General features: G+C 31.4%; 19 protein-coding genes, 1 pseudogene and 1 riboswitch. Of the genes and pseudogenes, 13 read left to right on the top strand and 7 right to left on the bottom strand.

Annotated elements, in window-relative coordinates:
- Nucleotides 1-2: 2 nt before the first annotated feature.
- From cls to groL, 3 genes are all read left to right on the top strand, one after another.
- Nucleotides 3-1493, top strand: a complete 1491-nt coding sequence (cls, locus tag J2Z43_RS10375; protein ID WP_209457137.1) for a cardiolipin synthase — start codon at nt 3-5, stop codon at nt 1491-1493.
- Nucleotides 1494-1627: 134 nt separating this feature from the next.
- Nucleotides 1628-1915: a co-chaperone GroES gene (locus J2Z43_RS10370; RefSeq protein WP_209457136.1), complete on the top strand. Its 288-nt coding sequence runs from the start codon at nt 1628-1630 to the stop codon at nt 1913-1915.
- Between the two features lie 168 nt (nt 1916-2083).
- Nucleotides 2084-3715 (top strand): chaperonin GroEL, encoded by a 1632-nt coding sequence (groL, locus tag J2Z43_RS10365; protein WP_209457135.1) that lies wholly within the window; start codon nt 2084-2086, stop codon nt 3713-3715.
- A 154-nt stretch (nt 3716-3869) separates the two neighbouring features.
- Here groL and J2Z43_RS10360 read toward each other — a convergent pair whose 3' ends face one another.
- Nucleotides 3870-4952 (bottom strand): CapA family protein, encoded by a 1083-nt coding sequence (locus J2Z43_RS10360; RefSeq protein ID WP_234926354.1) that lies wholly within the window; start codon nt 4950-4952, stop codon nt 3870-3872.
- 494 nt (nt 4953-5446) lie between these two features.
- Here J2Z43_RS10360 and larB point away from each other — a divergent pair, with 494 nt between their 5' ends.
- From larB to J2Z43_RS10335, 5 genes and pseudogenes are all read left to right on the top strand, one after another.
- Nucleotides 5447-6190, top strand: coding sequence for a nickel pincer cofactor biosynthesis protein LarB (gene larB, locus J2Z43_RS10355; protein ID WP_209457134.1), 744 nt, complete (start codon nt 5447-5449; stop codon nt 6188-6190).
- 24 nt (nt 6191-6214) lie between these two features.
- Complete coding sequence (gene larC, locus J2Z43_RS15070) at nt 6215-6946, top strand: nickel pincer cofactor biosynthesis protein LarC (RefSeq protein WP_209457133.1); 732 nt, start codon at nt 6215-6217, stop codon at nt 6944-6946.
- A gap of 29 nt (nt 6947-6975) precedes the next feature.
- Nucleotides 6976-7431 (top strand): annotated as a pseudogene (larC2, locus tag J2Z43_RS15065) (nickel pincer cofactor biosynthesis protein LarC2); the annotation flags it as partial.
- Nucleotides 7432-7470: 39 nt separating this feature from the next.
- A riboswitch (purine riboswitch) is annotated at nt 7471-7571 on the top strand.
- Nucleotides 7572-7840: 269 nt separating this feature from the next.
- On the top strand, nt 7841-9376 hold the full coding sequence (gene guaA, locus J2Z43_RS10340) for a glutamine-hydrolyzing GMP synthase (protein WP_209457131.1): 1536 nt from the start codon (nt 7841-7843) through the stop codon (nt 9374-9376).
- A 449-nt stretch (nt 9377-9825) separates the two neighbouring features.
- Complete coding sequence (locus tag J2Z43_RS10335) at nt 9826-10527, top strand: (Fe-S)-binding protein (protein ID WP_209457130.1); 702 nt, start codon at nt 9826-9828, stop codon at nt 10525-10527.
- An 889-nt stretch (nt 10528-11416) separates the two neighbouring features.
- Here J2Z43_RS10335 and J2Z43_RS10330 read toward each other — a convergent pair.
- The 3 genes from J2Z43_RS10330 to J2Z43_RS10320 all read right to left on the bottom strand — a co-directional run bounded on the left by J2Z43_RS10330 (nt 11417) and on the right by J2Z43_RS10320 (nt 15013).
- Entirely contained in the window at nt 11417-12355 is a 939-nt protein-coding gene (locus tag J2Z43_RS10330) for a PTS sugar transporter subunit IIC (protein WP_330617494.1), read from the bottom strand.
- Between the two features lie 719 nt (nt 12356-13074).
- On the bottom strand, nt 13075-13998 hold the full coding sequence (pstC, locus tag J2Z43_RS10325) for a phosphate ABC transporter permease subunit PstC (protein ID WP_209457128.1): 924 nt from the start codon (nt 13996-13998) through the stop codon (nt 13075-13077).
- A gap of 178 nt (nt 13999-14176) precedes the next feature.
- Nucleotides 14177-15013, bottom strand: a complete 837-nt coding sequence (locus J2Z43_RS10320) for a phosphate ABC transporter substrate-binding protein (RefSeq protein WP_209457127.1) — start codon at nt 15011-15013, stop codon at nt 14177-14179.
- A gap of 451 nt (nt 15014-15464) precedes the next feature.
- On the opposite strand from J2Z43_RS10320, the gene J2Z43_RS10315 reads away from it, so the two are divergent.
- Nucleotides 15465-16205: a class I SAM-dependent DNA methyltransferase gene (locus J2Z43_RS10315; RefSeq protein ID WP_209457126.1), complete on the top strand. Its 741-nt coding sequence runs from the start codon at nt 15465-15467 to the stop codon at nt 16203-16205.
- Nucleotides 16206-16460: 255 nt separating this feature from the next.
- Here J2Z43_RS10315 and J2Z43_RS10310 read toward each other — a convergent pair whose 3' ends face one another.
- Nucleotides 16461-16910 carry a GAF domain-containing protein gene (locus J2Z43_RS10310; protein ID WP_209457125.1) on the bottom strand — a complete coding sequence of 150 codons (450 nt, stop codon included), beginning with the start codon at nt 16908-16910 and terminating at the stop codon, nt 16461-16463.
- Nucleotides 16911-17104: 194 nt separating this feature from the next.
- Between J2Z43_RS10310 and J2Z43_RS10305 the strand changes: the two genes are divergently transcribed.
- The 4 genes from J2Z43_RS10305 to J2Z43_RS10290 all read left to right on the top strand — a co-directional run bounded on the left by J2Z43_RS10305 (nt 17105) and on the right by J2Z43_RS10290 (nt 20301).
- A complete protein-coding gene (locus tag J2Z43_RS10305) occupies nt 17105-17386 on the top strand; it encodes a GNAT family N-acetyltransferase (RefSeq protein ID WP_209457124.1) in 282 nt (93 codons plus the stop codon).
- A 188-nt stretch (nt 17387-17574) separates the two neighbouring features.
- Complete coding sequence (locus J2Z43_RS10300; RefSeq protein ID WP_209457123.1) at nt 17575-17721, top strand: hypothetical protein; 147 nt, start codon at nt 17575-17577, stop codon at nt 17719-17721.
- A gap of 444 nt (nt 17722-18165) precedes the next feature.
- A complete protein-coding gene (locus tag J2Z43_RS10295) occupies nt 18166-18777 on the top strand; it encodes a pentapeptide repeat-containing protein (RefSeq protein WP_209457122.1) in 612 nt (203 codons plus the stop codon).
- A gap of 159 nt (nt 18778-18936) precedes the next feature.
- Nucleotides 18937-20301 carry a sulfurtransferase gene (locus J2Z43_RS10290; protein ID WP_209457121.1) on the top strand — a complete coding sequence of 455 codons (1365 nt, stop codon included), beginning with the start codon at nt 18937-18939 and terminating at the stop codon, nt 20299-20301.
- 88 nt (nt 20302-20389) lie between these two features.
- Here the strand turns inward: J2Z43_RS10290 and J2Z43_RS10285 are convergent, their stop codons facing one another.
- Together J2Z43_RS10285 and J2Z43_RS10280 are read right to left on the bottom strand one after the other, a co-directional pair.
- The gene (locus J2Z43_RS10285; protein ID WP_209457120.1) at nt 20390-21361 is read right to left on the bottom strand and encodes an alpha/beta hydrolase; all 972 of its coding nucleotides are present in this window, start codon (nt 21359-21361) and stop codon (nt 20390-20392) included.
- Between the two features lie 185 nt (nt 21362-21546).
- Entirely contained in the window at nt 21547-22416 is an 870-nt protein-coding gene (locus J2Z43_RS10280) for a CAP domain-containing protein (protein ID WP_209457119.1), read from the bottom strand.
- Between the last annotated feature and the right edge of the window lie 202 nt (nt 22417-22618).

Genomic DNA, 22618 nt, shown 5'->3' with positions numbered 1-22618 from the left:
TTATGGGATTAGGATTAATGTTATTTCTAATTTATTTAGCCATCTCGTACTTAGTGGGAGCAATTATTTCGGTAATAATATTGCTTGAAAATAGAGACCCTGCTAAAACTATGTCTTGGCTTCTGATGTTTATATTATTTCCTGGAATAGGGTTAGTAGTATACGCTGTTTCTGGGAGAAATATTAGAAAGATCAAATTATTTAAAACCCAGAAGCTAGCTAACACTATAAAGGAAAAAAGACTTTTTAATACCTTAGAAAAAATCAAAGAGGTTGTTGAATTAGAAATAGAATCAATAAAGCAAAATAAGCTGCTTTCAGAGGAAGAGGATGGAAGCTCGATAAAAAGAGTAATAAGTTTACTCTTAAAAACAGGTATGTTTCCATTTACGAAGAATAATAAAGTAGATGTATTTATAGATGGAAATGAAAAGTTTGAACATTTAATAAAAGACATAAGAAATGCAAAAGATCATATACATTTAGAATACTTTATTATTAAAGACAGTGAAATTGGTCGAGTAATTAAACATGAACTTATTGAAAAGGCAAAGCAAGGTGTCAAAGTAAGAATAATATACGATGATGTAGGGTGTTGGAGATTTTGGTTTAATAGGAAGTTCTTTAATGAAATGAGATCTGTAGGTATAGAGATTGCTGCGTTTTTACCTACGAAGTTTCCTATTATAGGTGGTAAGTTAAATTATCGAAATCACAGAAAAATCGTAGTAATTGACGGAATAATTGGGTACACTGGTGGCATAAATATTGGAGATGAGTATTTAGGTAAAAAAGAGAAGTTCGGTTATTGGAGGGATACTCATATAAGGATAGAAGGAATTTCTATTTATATGCTTCAAATGACATTTATAATAGACTGGTACTACACAACAAAAGAAGTTATAGAGACTAAAAAGCTTTTTCCAACTGTGGATTACGTTGGAGACAGCATGATACAGGTAGTAGCAAGTGGACCTGATAGCGATTGGGAGGATATTCACTACGCCTATTTTACTGCAATTTGTCAGGCGAAAAAAAGAGTTTATATTGAAACTCCTTATTTCATACCGGATGAAAGTATATTAAAGGCAATAAAGAGTGTAGCTTTGATAGGCGTCGAGGTTATAATTATATTTCCAAAGATTGCAGATCATAAGATTGTAAATATAGCATCACATTCATATTTTGAAGAAATTTTAGAAGCTGGTGGAAAAGTATTCTTGTATAACAAAGGGTTTATTCACTCTAAAGTAGTTATTATTGATGACGAAATAGCATCAACAGGATCTGCAAATATGGATCTTAGAAGTTTCATGCTAAACTTCGAGGTAAATGCGTTCATTTATGATAAAAAAGTTATAGAGAGAATGACAGATGATTTTTTTAATGATTTAAAGTGTAGTGAGGAACTTACTTTAGAGAATTTTAATAAGAGAGGATTCACTAGAAAAGTTAAAGAATCGGTGGCTAGATTATTTTCACCGATATTATAAAAATTACTAAAAAAGTATTGAAAATTATGTAGAGTTGGTATATCATAATAATTATTAGCACTCTATTGGATAGAGTGATAACAAGACAGATTATAAAATAAAATTTATTTCTACATAGTATAGGAGGAGTAAAAATGAAGATAAAACCATTAGCTGACAGAGTAGTAATTAAGAAAGTAGAAGCAGAAGAAAAAACTGCAAGCGGAATAGTATTACCAGGTGCTGCGAAAGAACAACCTCAAGTTGCTGAAGTAGTAGAAGTAGGTCCTGGTGGAATAGTAGAAGGAAAAGAAGTGGTTATGGAATTGAAAGTTGGGGACCAAGTTATATTCCAAAAATATGCGGGTACAGAAGTAAAACTGCAAGGTGAAGAGTTCACAATATTAAAACAAAGTGATGTGCTAGCTGTATTAGAAGACTAGTACAAATTTAGAGATAGTTATTATTTGAGTAATAGCTATTTCAATTTGTATAAAGATATAGCAATTCATCAAAAGAGATCAAACTAAAAAGAATTTAAAACTAGTGTAGATGTATTTACAACGTGGAGTTTAGAAAAATATAAGAAATATTAAGTGGAGGGATTTGTGATGGCAAAAGAAATTAAATTTTCAGAGGAAACAAGAAGAGCTTTAGAAACTGGTGTAAATAAATTAACTGATACTGTTAAAGTAACATTAGGGCCTAAAGGAAGAAATGTTATATTAGATAAAAAGTTTGGATCACCACTTATAACTAACGATGGTGTTACGATAGCTAAAGAAATAGAATTAGAAGATAGATTTGAAAATATGGGTGCACAACTTGTAAAAGAAGTTGCAACTAAAACTAACGATGTTGCTGGTGATGGTACGACTACAGCAACGCTTCTTGCTCAGACAATAATAAGAGAAGGTCTTAAAAATGTAACTGCAGGTGCTAACCCTATACTTTTAAGAAAAGGTATTCAAAAGGCAGTAGAAGTAGCCGTTGAAGAATTAAAATCTCAATCAAAAGCAATCTCTGGAAAAGAAGCTATATCTCAAGTTGCTTCAATTTCTGCTGGAGATGAAGAAGTTGGTATGTTAATAGCAGAAGCTATGGAAATAGTAGGTAAAGAAGGTGTTATAACAGTAGAAGAGTCAAAAACTATGAACACCGAATTAGACGCTGTTGAAGGTATGCAATTTGACAGAGGATACTTATCTTCATACATGGTATCTGATGTAGACAAGATGGAAGCTAATTTAGACAATCCATATATATTAATAACAGATAAAAAGATAACTAACATACAAGAAGTACTACCAATACTTGAGCAAATAGTTCAAATGGGTAAAAAATTATTAATAATAGCAGAAGATGTTGAAGGTGAAGCTCTTGCTACTTTAATAGTTAATAAATTAAGAGGTACTTTCGATGTAGTTGCAGTTAAAGCTCCGGGATTTGGAGATAGAAGAAAAGAAATGCTTCAAGATATTGCAATCCTTACAGGAGCACAAGTAATATCTGAAGAATTAGGATTTGACCTTAAAGAAGCGGGAATAGAAATGTTAGGTAAGGCTTCTTCAGTTAAAGTTTCTAAAGAAAACACTACAATAGTAGCTGGTGGTGGAGACAAACGTGAAATTGAAGAAAGAGTAAACCAAATCAAACATCAAATAGAAGAAACAACTTCTGATTTCGATAGAGAGAAATTAATGGAAAGACTTGCAAAATTAGCAGGTGGAGTTGCAGTGGTTAAAGTTGGAGCTGTAACAGAATTAGAAATGAAAGAAAAAAAATTAAGAATAGAAGATGCTCTTAACGCTACAAGAGCAGCAGTTGAAGAAGGTATAGTTGCTGGTGGTGGAGCTGCTTTAGTAAATGTAATTCCAGCTATCGACAATCTAGTTGATGGGCTTGAAGGCGAAGTTAAATTAGGAGCTCAAATAATAAGAAAATCACTTACAGCACCATTAAAGCAAATAGCAATAAATGCTGGTCTTGAAGGAGCTGTAATAGTTCAAAATGTAATAGATTCTAAACCAGAAATAGGATTTGACGCATTAAACGAAGAGTATGTAAACATGATAGATGCAGGTATAGTTGACCCAACTAAGGTTACTAGATCAGCTCTACAAAATGCAGCATCAATAGGTGCTACATTCTTAACTACAGAAGCTGCAGTAGCAGATTTACCAGAAGAAGATCCAACTGGTGGAATGCCAGGAATGGGCGGAGGAATGCCAGGTATGATGTAGTAAAGCTCAAGAGGTAAGTCGAAATAAAAAAAGGTGGGAAACTTTTGTTTCCTGCCTTTTTTATTTCGATTTAATGAATTATACTAACAACTCAAATCTTTCCCATAAGTATCTTTAAAGTCATTACCACAAACTTAGTGCACTAAAAAATATTTTATAGGTTGTTGCTATATGCTTTAATTCTATTCATAACTCTATTAGCTTCAGCCCCTAATAATGGAGTAGGTTGGTAGTTATTTCTGATTTTAGATGACGATATTGAGCATGGAATAATATTTGGTTCTTCTGAGTCTATTAATTTTCCATCTTCAAAATTAAATGTTTGCTGATATATCATAGAATCTTTATCACTAGGATTTTTATTTCCACCAAAGCAAAAATTGCTCAAACTATATGCTATCATTTTTGTCTCTCCATCTTTATTTTGGTAAGATTCAATACCTTGAAGTACATGAGGATGACTCCCCACTACTAAATCAGCACCATTATCAATACTAAAATGAGCAAAATCTTTTTGAACCTGTGTTGGATAATTCTCTTTTTCTACACCCCAATGGAAATAAACTGTAACTAAGTCGGCTTCTTTTTTAAGTTGATCTATATCTTTTTTAATCCCTTCTAAATATTTATCATTATAGTTAGATTCCCATCCATTATATGCAAGTAGTCCGACCTTAATACCTTTGGATTCTATTATTGCCTTTTCACCCATTCCAGAATATTTTATCCTATTATTATCCAAAACATTTTTAGTATCTTCTAACCCTTTTTCGAAATAATCTAAGGAATGATTATTTGCTATACCTACAGCTTCTACATTTCCTTCTTTCAAAATTTTTGCATAAGAGGGATCTCCCTTGAAAGCAAATTGTTTCTCTGTATTTCCAACAGTAGAAGTTGTCAATGGTCCTTCTAAATTAACTATAGTGATATCATCATTTTCAAAGATTGATTTAACATTTTTAAGGAAATAAGAGTAGTCTCTATTTTGTCTTTCAAACTCTCCGTTAAAAGTTTCAATCCCAGTTGAACCCATATAATTACCCATTGTAACATCTCCAGCAAAGCTCAAAGTAATGCTTGTATGATTTTTTTCTTTAATAACATCTTTTTCATTGGCATTTTTAGAGATTTTATTATAACTAACAATTAATAAAAAAAATATTGCGATTAATAATAATAAAGGTTTTCGTTTAATTCTATATTTAACTCTACGTTTAATTCTTTTTTTTGACAATTTTTTAATCCTCCCTTATTTTCGTATGGATATAAATTCAAGATCATTATAACTAAATAAAGTTATTTTGTCGAATACTCCTTATCTTTACTTTTAGATTAAATACATATCGATCTTTTGTATATAAGCTTTAAAAAAATATTCTTTGAATATCTTACTACTTTACCAATGTAGAGTAACCTGCGCTAAATTTGCGAATTAATTAAGAAACTGTATTTATATTACTATTTATATAACTTTACAAACAGTTACTCAATTCACCGCAGTATTCTAGTTGTTTTTCTGGATGATCTTTAATTTGCAACAGCTAATCTTTAATTTTAAATATATTTGTTAGATTATTGCATAAATATAGTATACAAATATTGTATACTATTAAATAGAGGAATTATTTAAAAAAGAAGCAGTAAAGTTCTGGAAATTATTTAGGTTTCTAGAGGATTAATACAGATAAGATTTTTGATAATACTACAGAAAGGGTGTGAGCAAAAATAATGGATTTAAAAAAACTACTAGAAGAAGTAAAAAATGATAAATTGGATATAGATTCGGCTTTAAATGAGCTAAAAAATTTGCCGTATGAGGATTTAGGGTACGCCAATGTAGATCACCACAGAGAGATCAGAAACGGATACCCAGAAGTAATATACTGTGAAGGCAAGACGGATGATCATATTTTAGGGATAGTAGATAAAATGTACAAAAAAGATTCTAATGTGCTGGGAACAAGATGTAGAGAAGAAACTTTTTTAAAACTAAAAAACATTTATTCAAAAGCACAATATGATAAATTATCAAAGACACTGATGATACAAAAACACCATATAGAAGATACAGGAAAAGGTGAAATTTTAATAGTTTCAGGTGGAACATCGGATATTCCTGTAGCAGATGAAGCCTATTACACTGCAAAGTTTATGGGAAACAAAGTGGAAAGGATATATGACGTCGGGGTTGCTGGTATCCACCGTTTGTTGGATAAGAAGGAATTATTGGATAGGGCAAGGGTAATAGTGGCTGTAGCGGGTATGGAAGGGGCTTTACCTAGTGTTGTAGGTGGTCTTGTAAATGTACCTGTAATAGCTGTTCCGACTTCAGTAGGGTATGGAGCTAATTTAGGAGGTTTATCTGCACTTTTAGGTATGTTAAATAGCTGTGCATCAGGATTATCTGTAGTCAATATAGATAATGGGTTTGGAGCTGGATATCTAGCATCCATGATTAATAAATTAGATTAATATTAAGACATATAGGAGGTAGGTATGAGTAGTAGAGTTATTTATTTTGATATAGTAAATGGAATATCTGGAGATATGACAATCTCAAGTTTGCTGGATTTAGGAGCTTCAAAAGATGTATTTTTACAGGAGTTAGGTAAACTCGGAATGAGTGATGAATTTGAAATAAAAGTGGATTCAAAAAATGAAAGTGGAGTAGTGGGAACTATTGTAGAAGTTATTTCAAAAGAAGGTCATTGCCATAGGCATGTTAAAGATATATTTGAAATAATAGATGATAGCGAATTAAACGATAGAGTTAAAGAAAATGCTAAAAAGGTATTTATGACTATTGGAGAAGCTGAAGCAAAAGTACACGGTACAACTGTAGAAAAAATTCACTTCCATGAGGTTGGAGCTGTTGATTCTATTGTGGATGTTGTAGGAGTGTGTATTCTGATAGATTTGCTAGAGGTAGATGTAATTTATTCAAGTCCAGTGCCTGTTGGATCTGGTTTTGTAAAATGTGATCATGGAATTATGCCAGTACCAGCCCCTGCTACTATTGAGATACTAAAAGATATTCCAGTTAAATTCAATACAGTTGAGGGAGAGTGCACTACACCGACTGGAGCTGCAATAATAAAGTCACTCTGCAATGAAATTGTAGATGTGCTTGAAGTAGAGCCTAAGAAAATAGGATATGGAATTGGTCATAAAAAATTTGAGATACCTAATATGCTTAGGGTTATTTTAGCCGAAAAAAAAAAGAAGTAACTAGCAACGAGGTATACAGTTCTGAAGATGAAGCTATATATGAACTAATAGCTAATATAGATGATATGACAGGTGAGATATACTCGTATATATACGATAAATTGCTAAGTGAAGGGGCATTGGATGTATACACTCAGAGTATATTTATGAAAAAGAATAGACCTGCAACTAAACTTTCAATATTATGTGCTAAAAAAGATAGAAAGAAATTTGTAGAAATGATACTTAAAGAGACTAGTACTTTCGGTGTTAGGTACATTGAGTATAAAAGAAGTGCAATAGAAAGGCAATTCACTGAAATTAACACTGAATATGGTTTAATATCTATAAAATTGGGATACTATAAAGGTAAGCTGATAAAGTTCGCACCTGAATACGAAGATTGCAAAAAAATAGCTGAAAAAACAGGGCTTCCACTTATTGCGATTTTTGACAATATAAATTCGAGAATTATAGAAGAAATTGACGAAAACTTATTGACATAATACTCGAATTTGTGATAAATTAGTACTCAGTTGTAATTATAAATTTAATATAAAATCACTCGTATATACTCAGTAATAAGGTCTGAGAGTTACCCTAAGATACCGTAAATATCTTAACTATGAGTGAAATTATTATAGCAGAATAGCTAGTAAAGTAAATATGTAGGCTGATTAATATCCCTATGTGTTGGCTATAAATTTTATAAGCTCTTCTGGAGACCTGTATAGTAATTTCACTTTCCTGAAAATTTTGGAAGTTATTATACAGGTTTTTTGTATAGATTTATAAGTCGAACAAAAACGGAGAATAATTTGATTAATATTCGTTTGAGTTATCAAATTATAAAAAATGTGTTAATATAGTTATATATAATGTAATTAAAATTAAAATATTGTAAGGAGAGAGATTATGAAACATGAACTAGTATTAGTAGTAGACTTCGGTGGTCAATACAACCAATTGATTGCAAGAAGAGTTAGAGAGAACAATGTATACTGTGAAATAATTCCATACACAGCTGGAGTTGATGCGATAAAGGCAAAAAATCCTAAAGGTATTATATTTACTGGTGGGCCAAATAGTGCGTACTTACCAGATTCTCCTCAAATATCAGCGGATATATTCGAATTAGATATTCCAATACTAGGAATATGCTATGGAGACCAACTAATATCTCACACTTTAGGTGGAGTAGTTAGAAAAGGTGAAAAACAAGAAAAAGAGTACGGAAAAACTGAGATAACTTACGGAAATTCAGCATTATTTGAAGGTATAACTACTAGTTCTGTATGGATGAGTCATACTGACCTTATAGAAAAAGCACCTGAAGGATTTGATGTAGTTGCAACTACATCGGTTTGCCCTGTAGCGGCTATGGAAAATGTTGCTAAGAAAATATACGGTGTTCAATTCCATCCAGAGGTTGAGCATAGTTTAGAAGGACATAAAATAATTAAAAACTTCTTATACAATATATGTAAAGTAAGTGGAGACTGGACTACAACTTCATTTATAGATGACAAAATAAAAGAAATAAAAGAGAAAATAGGCGATAAGAGAGCTTTATGTGCATTAAGTGGTGGAGTTGATTCATCAGTTGCCGCTGTACTAATTCACAGAGCCATTGGAGATAACCTTACATGTATATTCGTAGATCACGGTCTACTTAGAAAAAATGAAGGTGATGATGTTGAGAGAATATTCAAAGAAAGATTTGATATGAACTTAATCAGAGTTAACGCTCAAGATAGATTTTTAGGAAAATTAAAGGGAGTTACTGAGCCAGAGTCTAAGAGAAAAATAATCGGTGAAGAATTCATAAGAGTATTTGAAGAAGAATCAAATAAATTAGGAAAGATGGACTTCCTAGTACAAGGAACAATCTATGCAGACGTTATAGAAAGTGGTCTTGGAGATGCGGCTACAATCAAATCACACCATAACGTTGGTGGAATACCTGAAGATGTAGATTTCCAAGAAATAGTTGAACCTTTAAGAGAGTTATTCAAAGACGAAGTTAGAAGAATAGGTCTTGAGTTAGGAATAGATGAAGATTTAATATTTAGACATCCATTCCCTGGTCCAGGACTTGGAATAAGAGTAATTGGTGAAGTGACTGAAGAGAAGTGTGACATATTAAGAGAAGCTGATGCAGTTTATATGGACGAGCTTAGAAAAGCTGGGCTTTACACTGAAATATGGCAAGCATTTGCAACTTTACCAGATGTTATGACAGTTGGAGTTATGGGAGATGAGAGAACTTACGCTCATTTAGTAGGTTTAAGAGCAGTTAATTCTTCTGACGGAATGACTTCTGATTGGTACAATATGCCTTATGATATACTAGAGAAGATCTCTAACAGAATAATCAACGAGGTTGATGGTGTTAACAGAGTAGTTTACGATATAACTTCTAAACCACCAGGAACAATAGAGTGGGAATAGACTTAAAGTATTAAAGTATTGAAACTACAAGATAGTATGATTTAGATGAATTTTAAAGCGTGTTAGATATTACTTATTTTTAAGTAGTATACAACACGCTTTTTTACGTTTTTGTGTACTAAAATATAGTATCATGGGTGTAGATGTCGAAAGTCAAATTTATGTTGGTAGGAGTTTGAGTAATAGGGATTTTGAAGAGTCGAGAAATTATAAGAACCACAGTGGCGAAAGGTACAGGACATCCGTTGATAGGTGACAATTAGAACAGCATTTTGGGGAGGCGGTGCTAGTCCTGCTAGCAAAGTGTGGAAAAGCGTAGTATAATGGAAAAGACCCCTTATGGTAATTAAAAAATCGGAGCGTAAGATCGTAAGATGGGAGTATTTAAATAATCCACCGCAACAGGTTGGAGGAATAACTATATTTTACTTAATTAATAGGAGGTTTTTATGAATGGATTACGACTTTCAAGCATACCCCTGTCAAGCATAGATATGGATAAATGCTATTTCAATGCAGGCTGTGCGTTTAATACATATAAGCCAGAATCAGAAGAAAAAATACTTAAAATTTTACAGAAATATTTTGGACCAGTGAAACTGCATAAAATGTGTTGTCATCATGAACCGAAATTGGAAAATGGGTCTATTATAATTAATAATTGTGCAGGTTGTGATAGGCGTTTTCGTAGTCTATATGCTGGGGTAAACACAATTTCTCTATGGGAAGTGTTAAATTCTATAGAGAATTTACCCTTACCCAAATATTCTGGGCTAACTCTATCTGTGCATGATTCTTGTTCATATCGTCCAAAACCTCAAGTTCATGCTGCAGTTAGAGGTTTGTTAAGAAAAATGGATATAGAAATTATTGAGTCAGAATATTCGGGAACAAAATCAATTTGTTGTGGGGACAATTTTTATCCCCAATTGCCGGTCGAGAAGGTAATAGCATTTCAAAAGAAGAGAGCAGCCCAGATGCCTTGTCAAGATGTGGCAGTTTATTGCGTTTCTTGTATAAAATCTATGACAATTGGTGGAAAAACTGCACATCATATGGTTGATCTTTTGCTAAATGAGTTAACAGATCCACAGGAGACCAATATTGTTGAATATCATAGTGAGGTTCAAAATTATATTGACAACCATTAAAAATTTTTCTCGCGAGGTTTCGAGAATACTCCACATTATGATTGCAATCAGCTTTTAGACAAATCATTAGCTCATACACCATGATACTATTTTGATACTAGAAAAATAAGAAACCAAAAATAACTGGTGAAATATTAACAAATTTGAATGAATTTGATAAATAATTAAAGCGTGTTAGATATTACTTAATTTTTAGTGGTATACAACACGCTTTTTTGCATTTTTATGTACATACAGTGTCATCGCGAATTTTCAGCCTTGTTTTGCTTCTGCAAACTGCACTAGATTCAGTGATACACTCTCATAAATAGTCCTCCAAAAAATATTATTCAACAGATAATTCAGATACGTATTCAAATTTAAGGATACCCATAATAATAATATCATGCCAATTTCCAGAGCGATACTATCTAAATTAGGTATCTCTGTTTTTATTTTACATACCCAATTTAAATACTAGTCCATAAGAATTGAATTTAAAACGCTTGTAAAAAATTGCTTCGATTATAACTAGACATGGGGAAAATGAGGGGGATAAAATCCATAATAAACACTAAAAAAATATATTAACATTCAAATTTTAGATAAAAAAATCGAGGGATTTAACCTCGATTAATATATCTAATATTATTACTCTTTACTTACTTTATTTTTATCTTCAATCGTATTATTACATATTTTAACACATTATATTTTTATAATGACATTTGAAAATAAATCTATAATATCAGAGTTATTAAAAATAGATATTAAATATATATAGAAAGAACGATTTTTAACTATATAGTTAAAAAATTAACTAATAAACTAATAATTTCAAGTAACTACTCAAACAATTTACAAATCATATTATATTACTCTTTTAACAGATTAATTTGTTTTTACATTTTTAAGCAACTTCCGCAACTTTGGTCGCTTTTTTCTTAAATATCATGCTTCCTACCAAACCGGCAACAGTACCTCCTAAAATAGCAAGTCCAATTGCTGCTAATACTTTAAGGGGATGGTTAAAAGCAAAAGGTGCTAGAAGTCCTGGTATAGGTGAAGCAGTTCCAGGAGCATTGTTTACAATATGTAGAGAAGCAGCAGCAATTCCTGCAAATCCTCCTCCAAAGAAATTAGAGCAATAAATAGGGATTGGGTTGGATGTAACGATATCTGCTTGTGTTAAAGGTTCTAGCATAACTGCTATTACGTTACTTTTATCTCCTAATTTTAAGCGATGAAAGATAATACCATTGGTAAAAGAACCGCCAACGCACGCTATCGCAGCGATGCCCATTGGTAATCCTGTAAGTCCTAGCATTGCAGTCAGCGCCATAGAGCTTAAAGGGGATGTACATATCATTTTAATGATTCCTCCAAGAAGTAACCCCATTATAATAGGGGACTGTTCTGTGGCAAGTGTGATTGTGGTTCCAATCTGTGACATTACCATATTTACTCCTGGATCAACAAGAATTACAATTGCTCTCGCTATTGGAGCAATGAGAAGGGCACCTCCTATGATGTCAATACCTGTTGGCAGTTTTTTTTCGATTAGAGGAGCTAAAAAACCTACCGCGTATCCAGCTATGAATCCAGGAAGAATTCCATAACCACCTACAGCAACGCCTGCCACCACAGATAATACAGGATTGGCTCCCATTGAAATTGGAACTAAAATGGCAGCTGCCACACCTCCGAAACTACCAGAAGTCTCTCCTAATATCTGGAAAAATTTAAGACCAAGTAAATCTCCTGAAATGTATCTATGAATCGCCTCAACTAAAAAAGTTGCCACAGCGGCATTGGCCATTCCAGACATAGCGAGTTGTCCTTTTGGCATTTTCAAACTAAAAAGAGAAAAAGCTGATAATGCTATTAATAATAATGATATTCCTAAAATAATTGTTAACATAAATATCTACCTTTCTTACATAATTTTAAAGGAGATATATAAAATGATTTATTCCTGCCATTGGTCAATAGGGAGAACGTTTGAATTGTAAAAATAAAGAAATTATTAAGCTAAAAATTAACAGATACCATAATATATCTGCTCTATATATTAAATAATTAAATTATAACACATATACTTCTCAAATTTACATATTTTAAATAAATATCGCGAATAATTGCATAATAATATTTTCTAATTCGGTATTATAGGCTTAGGTGTAAATATAAATAAAGAATTTATAGTTATATCGATAGCACAGTTGCGCTGACAAGTGATAGGCGAGATAACAGTGATAATAGTTCCTAATAGATGTGGGAAGTCAACAAGACATTTAACTTAATTAAGTGATTGAGACCATATCGCAACTTGCGATATGGTTCTCTTTTAATATGGGATATAGGATTAATATCGAAAGTGGCAAATCTTGAATACTAGAATATAACACGAAATACTTATATCTGATAGATATGAATAGAAGTGAAAATGACTTATCACAGTGGGGTATCATATTACACTTGCAAGTAATATAATGAATCATAAGAATATAACTTTGCGAAATATTATCACCTTAATAATTACTTCAGAATATTTACTAAAATTATTCACTATCTTACCATCTTATTAGAAATTTTATTTAGTATAAGATTTAGTATTAGTATGAATACAAATAGCACCACCCCAGTTGCAAATAACATTTCTTGATGTACTCCATAGGCATATCCCATTTCTAAAGCTATATTTGTGGTAAGGGGTCTAACACTATCTAATACTGAAGAAGGTAAAATAGCTAAATTCCCTGCTATAAGAATAATTGCCATAGTTTCACCTAACGCTCTTCCCAAGCCTAGTACTACTGCTGACAATATGCCTGATTTTGATGCGGGTAATATAACTTTAAATATTGTTTCTATTTGTGAAGCACCTAATGCTAAAGATCCTTCTTTATATTCCTTAGGAACTGATTTAATAGCAGTTTCTGATACTGAAACAATAGTTGGTAGTACCATAATAGATAGTACAATAATCACAGCTAATAAAGTCTGTCCTTTTGGTATATTAAACGTATTTTGTATAGCCGGGACAATTACCACTATACCAAATATACCGTACAAAACAGATGGTATTCCAGCTAGTAATTCAACTGCTGAAGAAACAATCCTAGAGACTTTTTTTGGTGCTAATTCAGCTATATATACAGCAGTTAATATTCCAATTGGAACTCCAATAAATAGAGCTCCTAAAGTTCCATATAGCGATGCTACTATCATCGGTAGTATGCCAAACTTTTCAGCTGAAGGTATCCACTTACTACCAAATATGAATTCGGTAAACGAATACCCTTCTAAAATAAACGGTTTTAGACCCATATAAAATACAAAACCTATTATCAAAAATAAGCAAGCAACTCCTAATAAAGCACTTAACATAAAAATATTTTTAGTGATTTTCTCGACTAAATACTTCAGTCTATTATTATTGTTAAGATCACATTTCTGTTCGATTTTTACATTTTTAAATTTAAGTATCATTTCCACCCTCTCTTTCACTATTTAATACATCTAGATCTAATTTAAGATTTTTTAGTAATCATACATAAGGAAATATTCAGTATTTTTATAAATTAAAACCTACTAAATATTGATTTTTAAAAAGCCATGGAAAAAATTCTCATGGCTTTTTAATTAATTAAATCTATCTATTAATTAATTACTTAACTCCAACAAAACCGTGTTCTTCTACTACCTTCTGTCCATCTTCGCTTAATATATAATCAATAAATGCTTGACCTTTATCTGATAATCCTTCTGGCTTATTAACTAATAAGAAAGGTCTTAATATCGGATATTTATTAGATTTCACATTATCGACTGTTGCTTCTACTCCTGAAATCGATATACTATTTACTTCTTTGTCTACATATCCAAGTGATATATACCCTATTGAATTTTTGTTTCCTGCTACAGTCGTCTTTATATTCCCTGATCCATCGCTTATAATTGCACTGTTTACGAGTTCTTCAGCAGCATATCCTATTATAGTTTCAAATCCTTCTCTTGTTCCAGAACCGTCTTCTCTTGATACAACAACTATAGGTGAATTATCTCCCCCAACTTCTTTCCAATTTGTTATTTTACCAGTATAAATTCCTTTAATTTGTTCAATAGTTAAATCTTTTACTTTATTTTCATTATTAATTATAACTGCAATCCCATCTATAGCAATTTGAGTTTCTTTTAGACTTGCTTGTTTTTCCCCTTCTTTAAGATCTCTTGATGTCATTCCTATTTCAGATGTACCATCAATTGTATTTTTTATTCCGGAAGAAGACCCTATTTGTTGAACTTCTATATCAGTCCCTTTACCTTCACTCTTCTTATATTCTTCAACAAGAGGTTCCATTACAGCTCCAACTGATGTAGATCCCGAAATTCTAACACTATTAGAATTAGATTTTTGCCTGTCCGCTCCTTTTCCACAACCTACTGAAACAATTCCTATCATCATTGAAAGTGCTAGAACAATAAACTTCTTATTTTTTAACATCTACTAATCCTCCTAATAAATTGTTTTTTAAACTCTAAATTAATAATAACTAAATTATGTTAAGCAATTATTATATATGCGTAAATAAAGAGTAAACATTGTTTATAATTCTTTACATTCTTTACTTAATTTTTTGATTAATTGTTACTGCATTCACAGATTCCTTTTCTCATATCTATTCCGAAAGCTCAAAGCTGATTAAACGATAGCCATAACATCAACTTTTCAATAGATTGTTTATTTAACATTTACTTAATAATATACATTTTTTCTTTAAGATAGGTAATAAAAATCTATAAAGAAAGGTGTTATTCTGTTATTTGATAGGTCATGAAATTTATGGTAGAATCGAACTAATATTTGACACATTAAATTATAAGTATATAACTACAGAAAATATTAGTTTTTTAGATATTAGTGAATTCTGATGATACATTATTGGAGGAAAAATATGTTTAAAGAATACGGCGAATTAAGTACTAAGTTATATGAAATAACCAAACCAGTAGGATATTCAATTAATGGGGATATTGAATACTACTTAAGTAAATTAAAAAATTTGAAAGGAAGCATTTTAGAAGCAGGTGTTGGTACAGGGCGTTTACTCATACCGCTTATTCAAAAAGGACTGCATGTCGAAGGGGTTGATTTATCTTTAGAAATGATAAAACAATGCAAAGTAAATATGAACGAACACAAGGTAGATGCCAAAGTTTATCAACAAGACTTAACTAATTTATCTTCACCTAATAAATATGATGCAATTATAATGCCCACTGGTAGCTTTTGTTTGTTGCCAAAAGATAAAGTTAGCCAAGTTTTAACTTCTTTTTATAATCATTTAAATATAGATGGTAAAATAATTATCGATTTAGAATTACCAATAGATTTTAAGCTTGGCGAAGTGAGCTCAAGTAGTTATTTTTTATCTAAAGAGGAAGGGATACTTTTTACAAACATTAGTGAAGAAATTGACTGGTTCACACAAAAAACTTCATATATCCATAAGTATGAGTTACTTAATAATGGTTCAATTGAAAGTACTGAGGTTTCGCACTTTACTTTATTTTGGTATGGTATAAAAGAATTTGAATTACTTTTAAAAGAAGTAGGTTTTTATAACATAAACTATGAGTTGGGTTACGGACATGATAGCCAATCGTCATTGATCACATTTATTGCTACTAGATAAAACAAGTAAAGACAGGATACAAGCAAGTTGGTATAAAAATCTTTCTAAGTTCAATAAACGGCAATGTTAAAGCGTCTGTTTCCTATCATATTCATTTAAAAAAGAAAACTACTTAACAAGTTGACAGGATAGTTTAATAAAAAGGATGAACTATTTTAAAAAAATTTAGACGAAACAGTCTGAAGTATATTAAATTAAGTTCATAATAAAAAGCTAACCAAATAATTATTTTTTGGACAGCTTTTTTGTTTATATTTAATTCCAAAGAAAATGTTTAACTTCATCAATTAAACTCTCTAATCCTACTTGATCTTTTTCTGAGAAACGAGAGAAAGTTGTAGAATCTATATCTAAGACAGCTTTTACTTCGCCTTTTATAATAATGGGTATAACGAGTTCCGAATTGCTAGCACTATCGCATGCAATATGTCCAGGGAATTTGTGCACATCGTCTATTAGCTGTGTTTTTTTGCTAGAAACACAAGTTCCACATACACCTTTTCCAATATTAATTCTAGTGCAGGCAACTTTGCCTTGAAAAGGCCCTAAAACAAGCCCACCATCCTTTATAAAATAGAACCCGAGCCAATTTATATCTTCTATCGCATCATATAGCATTGCACTTATATTTGATGTGTTTGCTATAAAATCTTTTTCGTTCTCTATTACTGAAACTATTTGCTTTGTAAGTGATGAATAATCCATGCTAATACCCCCTTTTTAGATATTTTATCATAGACGATAATAATATCCAAGAATGCAAGTAGATGGACTTTGAAAATGTAAAGTAAATTGATTTATAAATATTTTAGAATATAATATAGAAGTTTAAAATTTTAATTACAAGGTATAATACATAACAATAAGATTTTAAAATCAGTAGATTAAGAGGTTATTTTATGATTAAATATAAATTTGAGGAAACGAAAAATAGATTTGCAGCGTATCATGAAGGAAAAGAAGTTGGAGAAATAACATTTACTAAAGCTGGAGATAAGGTTTTGATAGTTGATCATACGTATGTAAAGGAGGAATATAGAGGAAAATCTATAGCAAATAGATTGGTAAAGCATATAGTTGATTTAGCTATTTCACAAAATAAATCAATAGTTCCTTTGTGCTCATTTGTAAGAAAAGAATTTGGTAGAAATCAGGAATATCAGGCTATTGAATATAAATAAAATATCATAAATACTTACGATGTATAAAAATTAAATTAAAGTGTGTTAAATATACTTAATTTTAAATAGCATGCAGCACGCTATTGTGATGATTATTATAGTTGTTAGGTATAAGATAAGAAAAATATGGATATATAAAACGGCAGTGGGTAGCAAATGGTAAATCATCAGTTGCACACAAAGGTTTATTGAATGCTGGAAAAACAATTGCGTTAACAGCGTACGATGTTTTAATAAATCCTGAATTACTTGAAACTATGAATAAAGAGCATTTGAATACTCTAGGTGGCAAAAAGTACGAGTCAGCTATTTCAGCTGATGTTATGCCTCACTAGTTAGATTAAAACTTAAAAAATATAATGATTAAGTTTAGATATAGTAACAAATGAAACAGTGTTAAATATATCATTAGGTTCAAAATAAGTGATTATAAGGGATAAAGATTAAATTAAAGCGTGTTATATGTTACTTAATATTCAGTAACATACAGCACGTTTTTTACATTGTGTAAATACATTAGCTTGTGCGGCTTATACTATTTACAACAAAAAAACACCCTTTCACAACAAATAGAAATAAATTGATTTAAATTTATGCTACTGATACTGCTACATATAAAGATACTGGAGACAGACAAGAATTAATCAATTTTGAAGCACCCCTTTATTTTTTTGTGTAATATTATATACTTTATAGAAAGGATAGTTAGAAAATTTTATAATAAAAAGATATTTAACTATATTTGCTATACAAAACTTTAAAAATTTGAGGTGTAGATTATGAAATGTATGAAGCAACAAAAATTGATAGAGATGTTGGATAAAAGAGGTGAAAAATCAATTGATCTCAGTATGACTTCTTTTGATAATATGGATCTACAGGGATTTGATTTTCATAATATAGATCTAAGGAATTCGAGTTTTAAGAATTCAAACTTGAGTGGAGCAAATTTTCGCAACTGCAATTTAACAGGGATAAATATAGAAGGAGCCAATCTATTTGGATCGAATTTAGAAGGGGCATTACTTGAAGGCATAGTATTTAATGACAACACTAAGTATTTTAAAATGTCTTGCCCTGAGGAAGGTGCATTTATTGGATGGAAAAAGTGCTTTAATTTCAGGGTAGTACAGCTATTGATCCCAGCAGATGCGAAGAGATGTTCAGCTACATATAATGCTTGTAGATGCGATAAAGCAAAAGTGTTGACGATTAAAAGTATAGACTACAAGGAATCATTTGACGAGGCAATATCTTATGCAGATGGCAATTTCAAGTACCGAGTAGGGGAAATGGCTATTCCAAGTGGATTTAATGAAGATCGTTGGAATGATTCTACAGAAGGGATACACTTTTTTATGTCAAGAGAAGAAGCTATAGGTTATTTATAAATAAAGTCTAAAGTATATAAAAATATATAGCTGATTGATAGACAATATCTATATTAGTTTGGTTATCTATAGTTTTTATCTAATTTTCTTTATATTTAGTTAACTTTATCTTAGTATATTCTTAGGAAATTGTTTAAAATTTCTAATAGGAGGATTACAATGAGAATAAAATCAGCAAAGAATTTGCTACTAAGTGTGATACTTGTAATAGGAGTATTCTCGTTAGTTGCTTGTAGCAAAGGCGAAACAAAAAAAGATGAGGGGGCAGATGCTTACAAAATTATATCTACGCAAGATCTAAAATCTAATTTAAATGATAAATCTTGGGTTATAGTAGATACTAGACTAAATGATTCTTACAATGGATGGGCATTGGATGGGGAAGAAAGAGGAGGCCATATTGAGGGAGCAGTCGATTTTTCTGCAAACTGGCTTTCAGTTGATAACAAAGATAAAGAGAAAGTTTTAGAGAAGGCTTTAAAAACGAAAGGTATTGAATCAAATAAAAATATAGTATTGTATGATTCTAATGGTAAAGATGCAAATAAGGTAGCGGATTATCTTTCCAAAAAAGGCTATGAGAACATATATACATACGATGTAAAAGAATGGGCAAATGATGATAAATTGCCAATGAAATCATATGAAAATTATGAATTAATAGTACCTGCAAAAGTTGTAAAAGATGTATTAGACGGAAAAACAACTGAGACTTTTAAAAATGCTAAAAATGTAAAAATAGTAGAAGCTAGTTGGGGTGAAGAAAAAGAAGCGTACTTGAAGGGGCATGTTCCTACAAGTGTTCATATAAATACTGACACAATAGAGCCACCACCAGCATGGATGTTGGCTAATGATAAGGATTTAGAAAAGTTTGCTTTAGATTATGGATTTACAAAGGATGATTCTGTTATAGTTACAGGTCCAGATACGATGGCTTCATACAGAGTAGCAGTTGTTCTTAGATATATTGGAGTAAATGATGTTAGGGTTCTAAACGGAGGTAATGACGCATGGGTTTCAGCAGGGTATGATTTAGAAACTAAATCTAATAAAAAGACACCAGGAACTGACTTTGGAACTACAATACCTGCGAATCCAGATCTAATAGATACAATACCAGAGCTTAAAGAGCATTTGAAAAATCCAGAATATACTTTAGTTGATGACAGAACAAAAGATGAGTTCGAAGGTAAAATTTCTGGTTACAGTTATCATGATAAAAAAGGTCGCATACCTGGGGCTGTTTATGGATATTCAGGGACAAGTTCCACAACTCTAGAAGATTACCGTAATATAGATAATACTATGAGAAATGCAGATGAGATAAAGGCACTTTGGGATAAATCAAAAATTGATACTAACAAAAACCTTATATTTATGTGTGGAAGTGGATGGAGAGCAGCCGAAGTAATGACTTATGCAGATGTTATTGGTGTGAAAAACTCTTCTCTATACAGTGATGGATGGATAGGCTGGAGCACTGATCCCGCCAATCCAGTTGAAACAGGAGTTCAGAAATAATTAATAGAAAAAACAAAAATGAGAATCTGATAGCTATCAGATTCTCATTTTTTTTCCTATTAATTCAAATTTATCTTTTATACATTATTTAATCTAAGTATTTATATAGAAAATCTTCGACTTTCTTCCAGTACATTTCACCAGCTATATTGGAAGATTCACCATGACCTGCATCTTTAACATAGAGTTTCTCTTTAGGCACTTTAGCAGCGTCGTAAACTTCATTAAACATTAAAGAAGGAACAAAAGTATCACTACCTCCGTGTATGAACATCATAGGAGTATTAGATTTTACAACTTGGTCTAAAGCACTTGCTTCACCTAAAGTGTAACCTGCACGTAGTTTTGTAACTGCCGATGAAAAGTTCATAAATGGGAAAGCTGGTAAATTAAATATTTCTTTAAGCTGGTATGAGAATTCATCCCAGACAGATGTGTAGCCACAATCCTCTACAATAGCTTTTACGTTTTCGGGTAAATTTTCACCAGAGGCCATCATAACAGTAGCCCCTCCCATTGAGACACCGTATAAAATTATTTCAGCTTCTGAATCTTTCTCTAATATATCATCAATCCAAGAGACTACATCAAGACGGTCATGCCAACCCATACCTATATAATTACCTTCGCTTTTACCCTGTCCTCTAGCATCTGGGAGTAAAACATTAAAGCCCATGCTGTAGAAACGAGATGCAGACTTTGTCATAAGTGATCCCTGGCCACCATATCCATGGCAAATAATAGCGTATTTATTTGATTGGTCTGTATTTTGTATACTATAGGCGTGAAGTTTAAGGTCATCAAATGTTTGAATATACAAATCTTCAAATCCAATATTTTTAAACCATTCTTCGCTTTTTGTCTTTTCTATATCACCAGATGAGTCGACATCAGCAGCATTATCTCCTACATTGTGTGGGGCATTTAGTACTGATGATTTATCAGTAGTTGGATTTAGCGCTAAGTTATAAAACATGTTGCCAACAACAAATCCAGCTATGATTATCAATATTGCGATCACAAAAAGTATAATAAGTATCACTTTTTTATATTTCTTCATATATCCTCCATTATTATTTATTTCTTTTTAAAATATTTTAACATACTAAAATAGAAAGCCATTTTATAGTATAGTAGAATAATAGAAAATATATGAAAAGATATAAAAATAGGGTAACCTCAAAGTTAATTTGAAAATTAACTTTGAGACGACCCCATTTAAATATGTACCAGAACTTATTTATATTATCCGACAAACATTTGTGTCCAGTAAATTGCACCATTTCCTTTTTGTGCAACACCAATTCCTATTTTAGAAAAATTAGCATTTAATATGTTTTTTCTATGTCCTTCAGAATTCATCCAAGCATTTACAACTTCTTTAGGGCTTTTTTGACCCATTGCTATGTTTTCACCAGCAGTTTTATAGCTTATTCCAAACTTTTTCAACATATCGAACGGAGAACCGTAAGTTGGAGAAGTATGATCAAAGTAGTTGTTGTCTATCATATCTTGAGATTTTTTTGTAGCTACACTTGATATTTCTGCATCAAGAGTAAGAGGACTTAAACCTGCTTTACTTCTTTCAACATTTACTAATTCAACAACTTCTTTTTGTTGAGCTGAGAAGTTTCCAGCTTGAGATTCATTATTGTTACTGTTGTTTTCTTCAGTTTCATTAGTAGAACCTGATCCATTATTGTTGCTTTCACCTGTTTCACCAGTAGAGCCAGAACCGTTATTATCATTGTTGTTTTCAGTCTCATTAGTAGAGCCAGATCCGTTATTATTGTTATCAGTTTCATTAGTAGAACCGTTATTGTCATTGTTATTAGTCTCATTGCTAGAACCAGAGTTATTGTTGCAATTATTATTGTCTGGTTTGTTAGTAGAGCCTGAATTATCGTTGCTTGCATTAAGCTCTGGTTTAGAAGAGCAATTTGGTTTTGCTGCAAATTTATACTTAGCATTGCTACAACTTACAGTTTTGCTGTTTAAATTTGTACAGTTTTGAAGAGATAAAGCACTTGCAGGAACAGCGCTAGAAGCTGTTGCTACAGTTACTACTCCTAAAGCTAATAAAGTTTTTAATTTCATTGGTATATTCTTTTTCATATAAAACACCTCTTAATTTGAAGATTCTAAATTTGTTACTAAATTGTAACCTTTAGTGTAGGGGTACCCTGTGCATTTATACTAACATATAAGATAGCCTTTTTTTACTGTAAAGATATGTAAATAATAAAAAAACACGCTGAACAATAGCTATATAGCGATATAAATTTATAAAAAAAGTTTTAAAAAAGCTTGCCAATAG

Source organism: Metaclostridioides mangenotii (assembly GCF_017873185.1).
Taxonomy (GTDB): domain Bacteria; phylum Bacillota; class Clostridia; order Peptostreptococcales; family Peptostreptococcaceae; genus Metaclostridioides; species Metaclostridioides mangenotii.
This window is presented reverse-complemented; position numbering and strand designations above follow the sequence as displayed.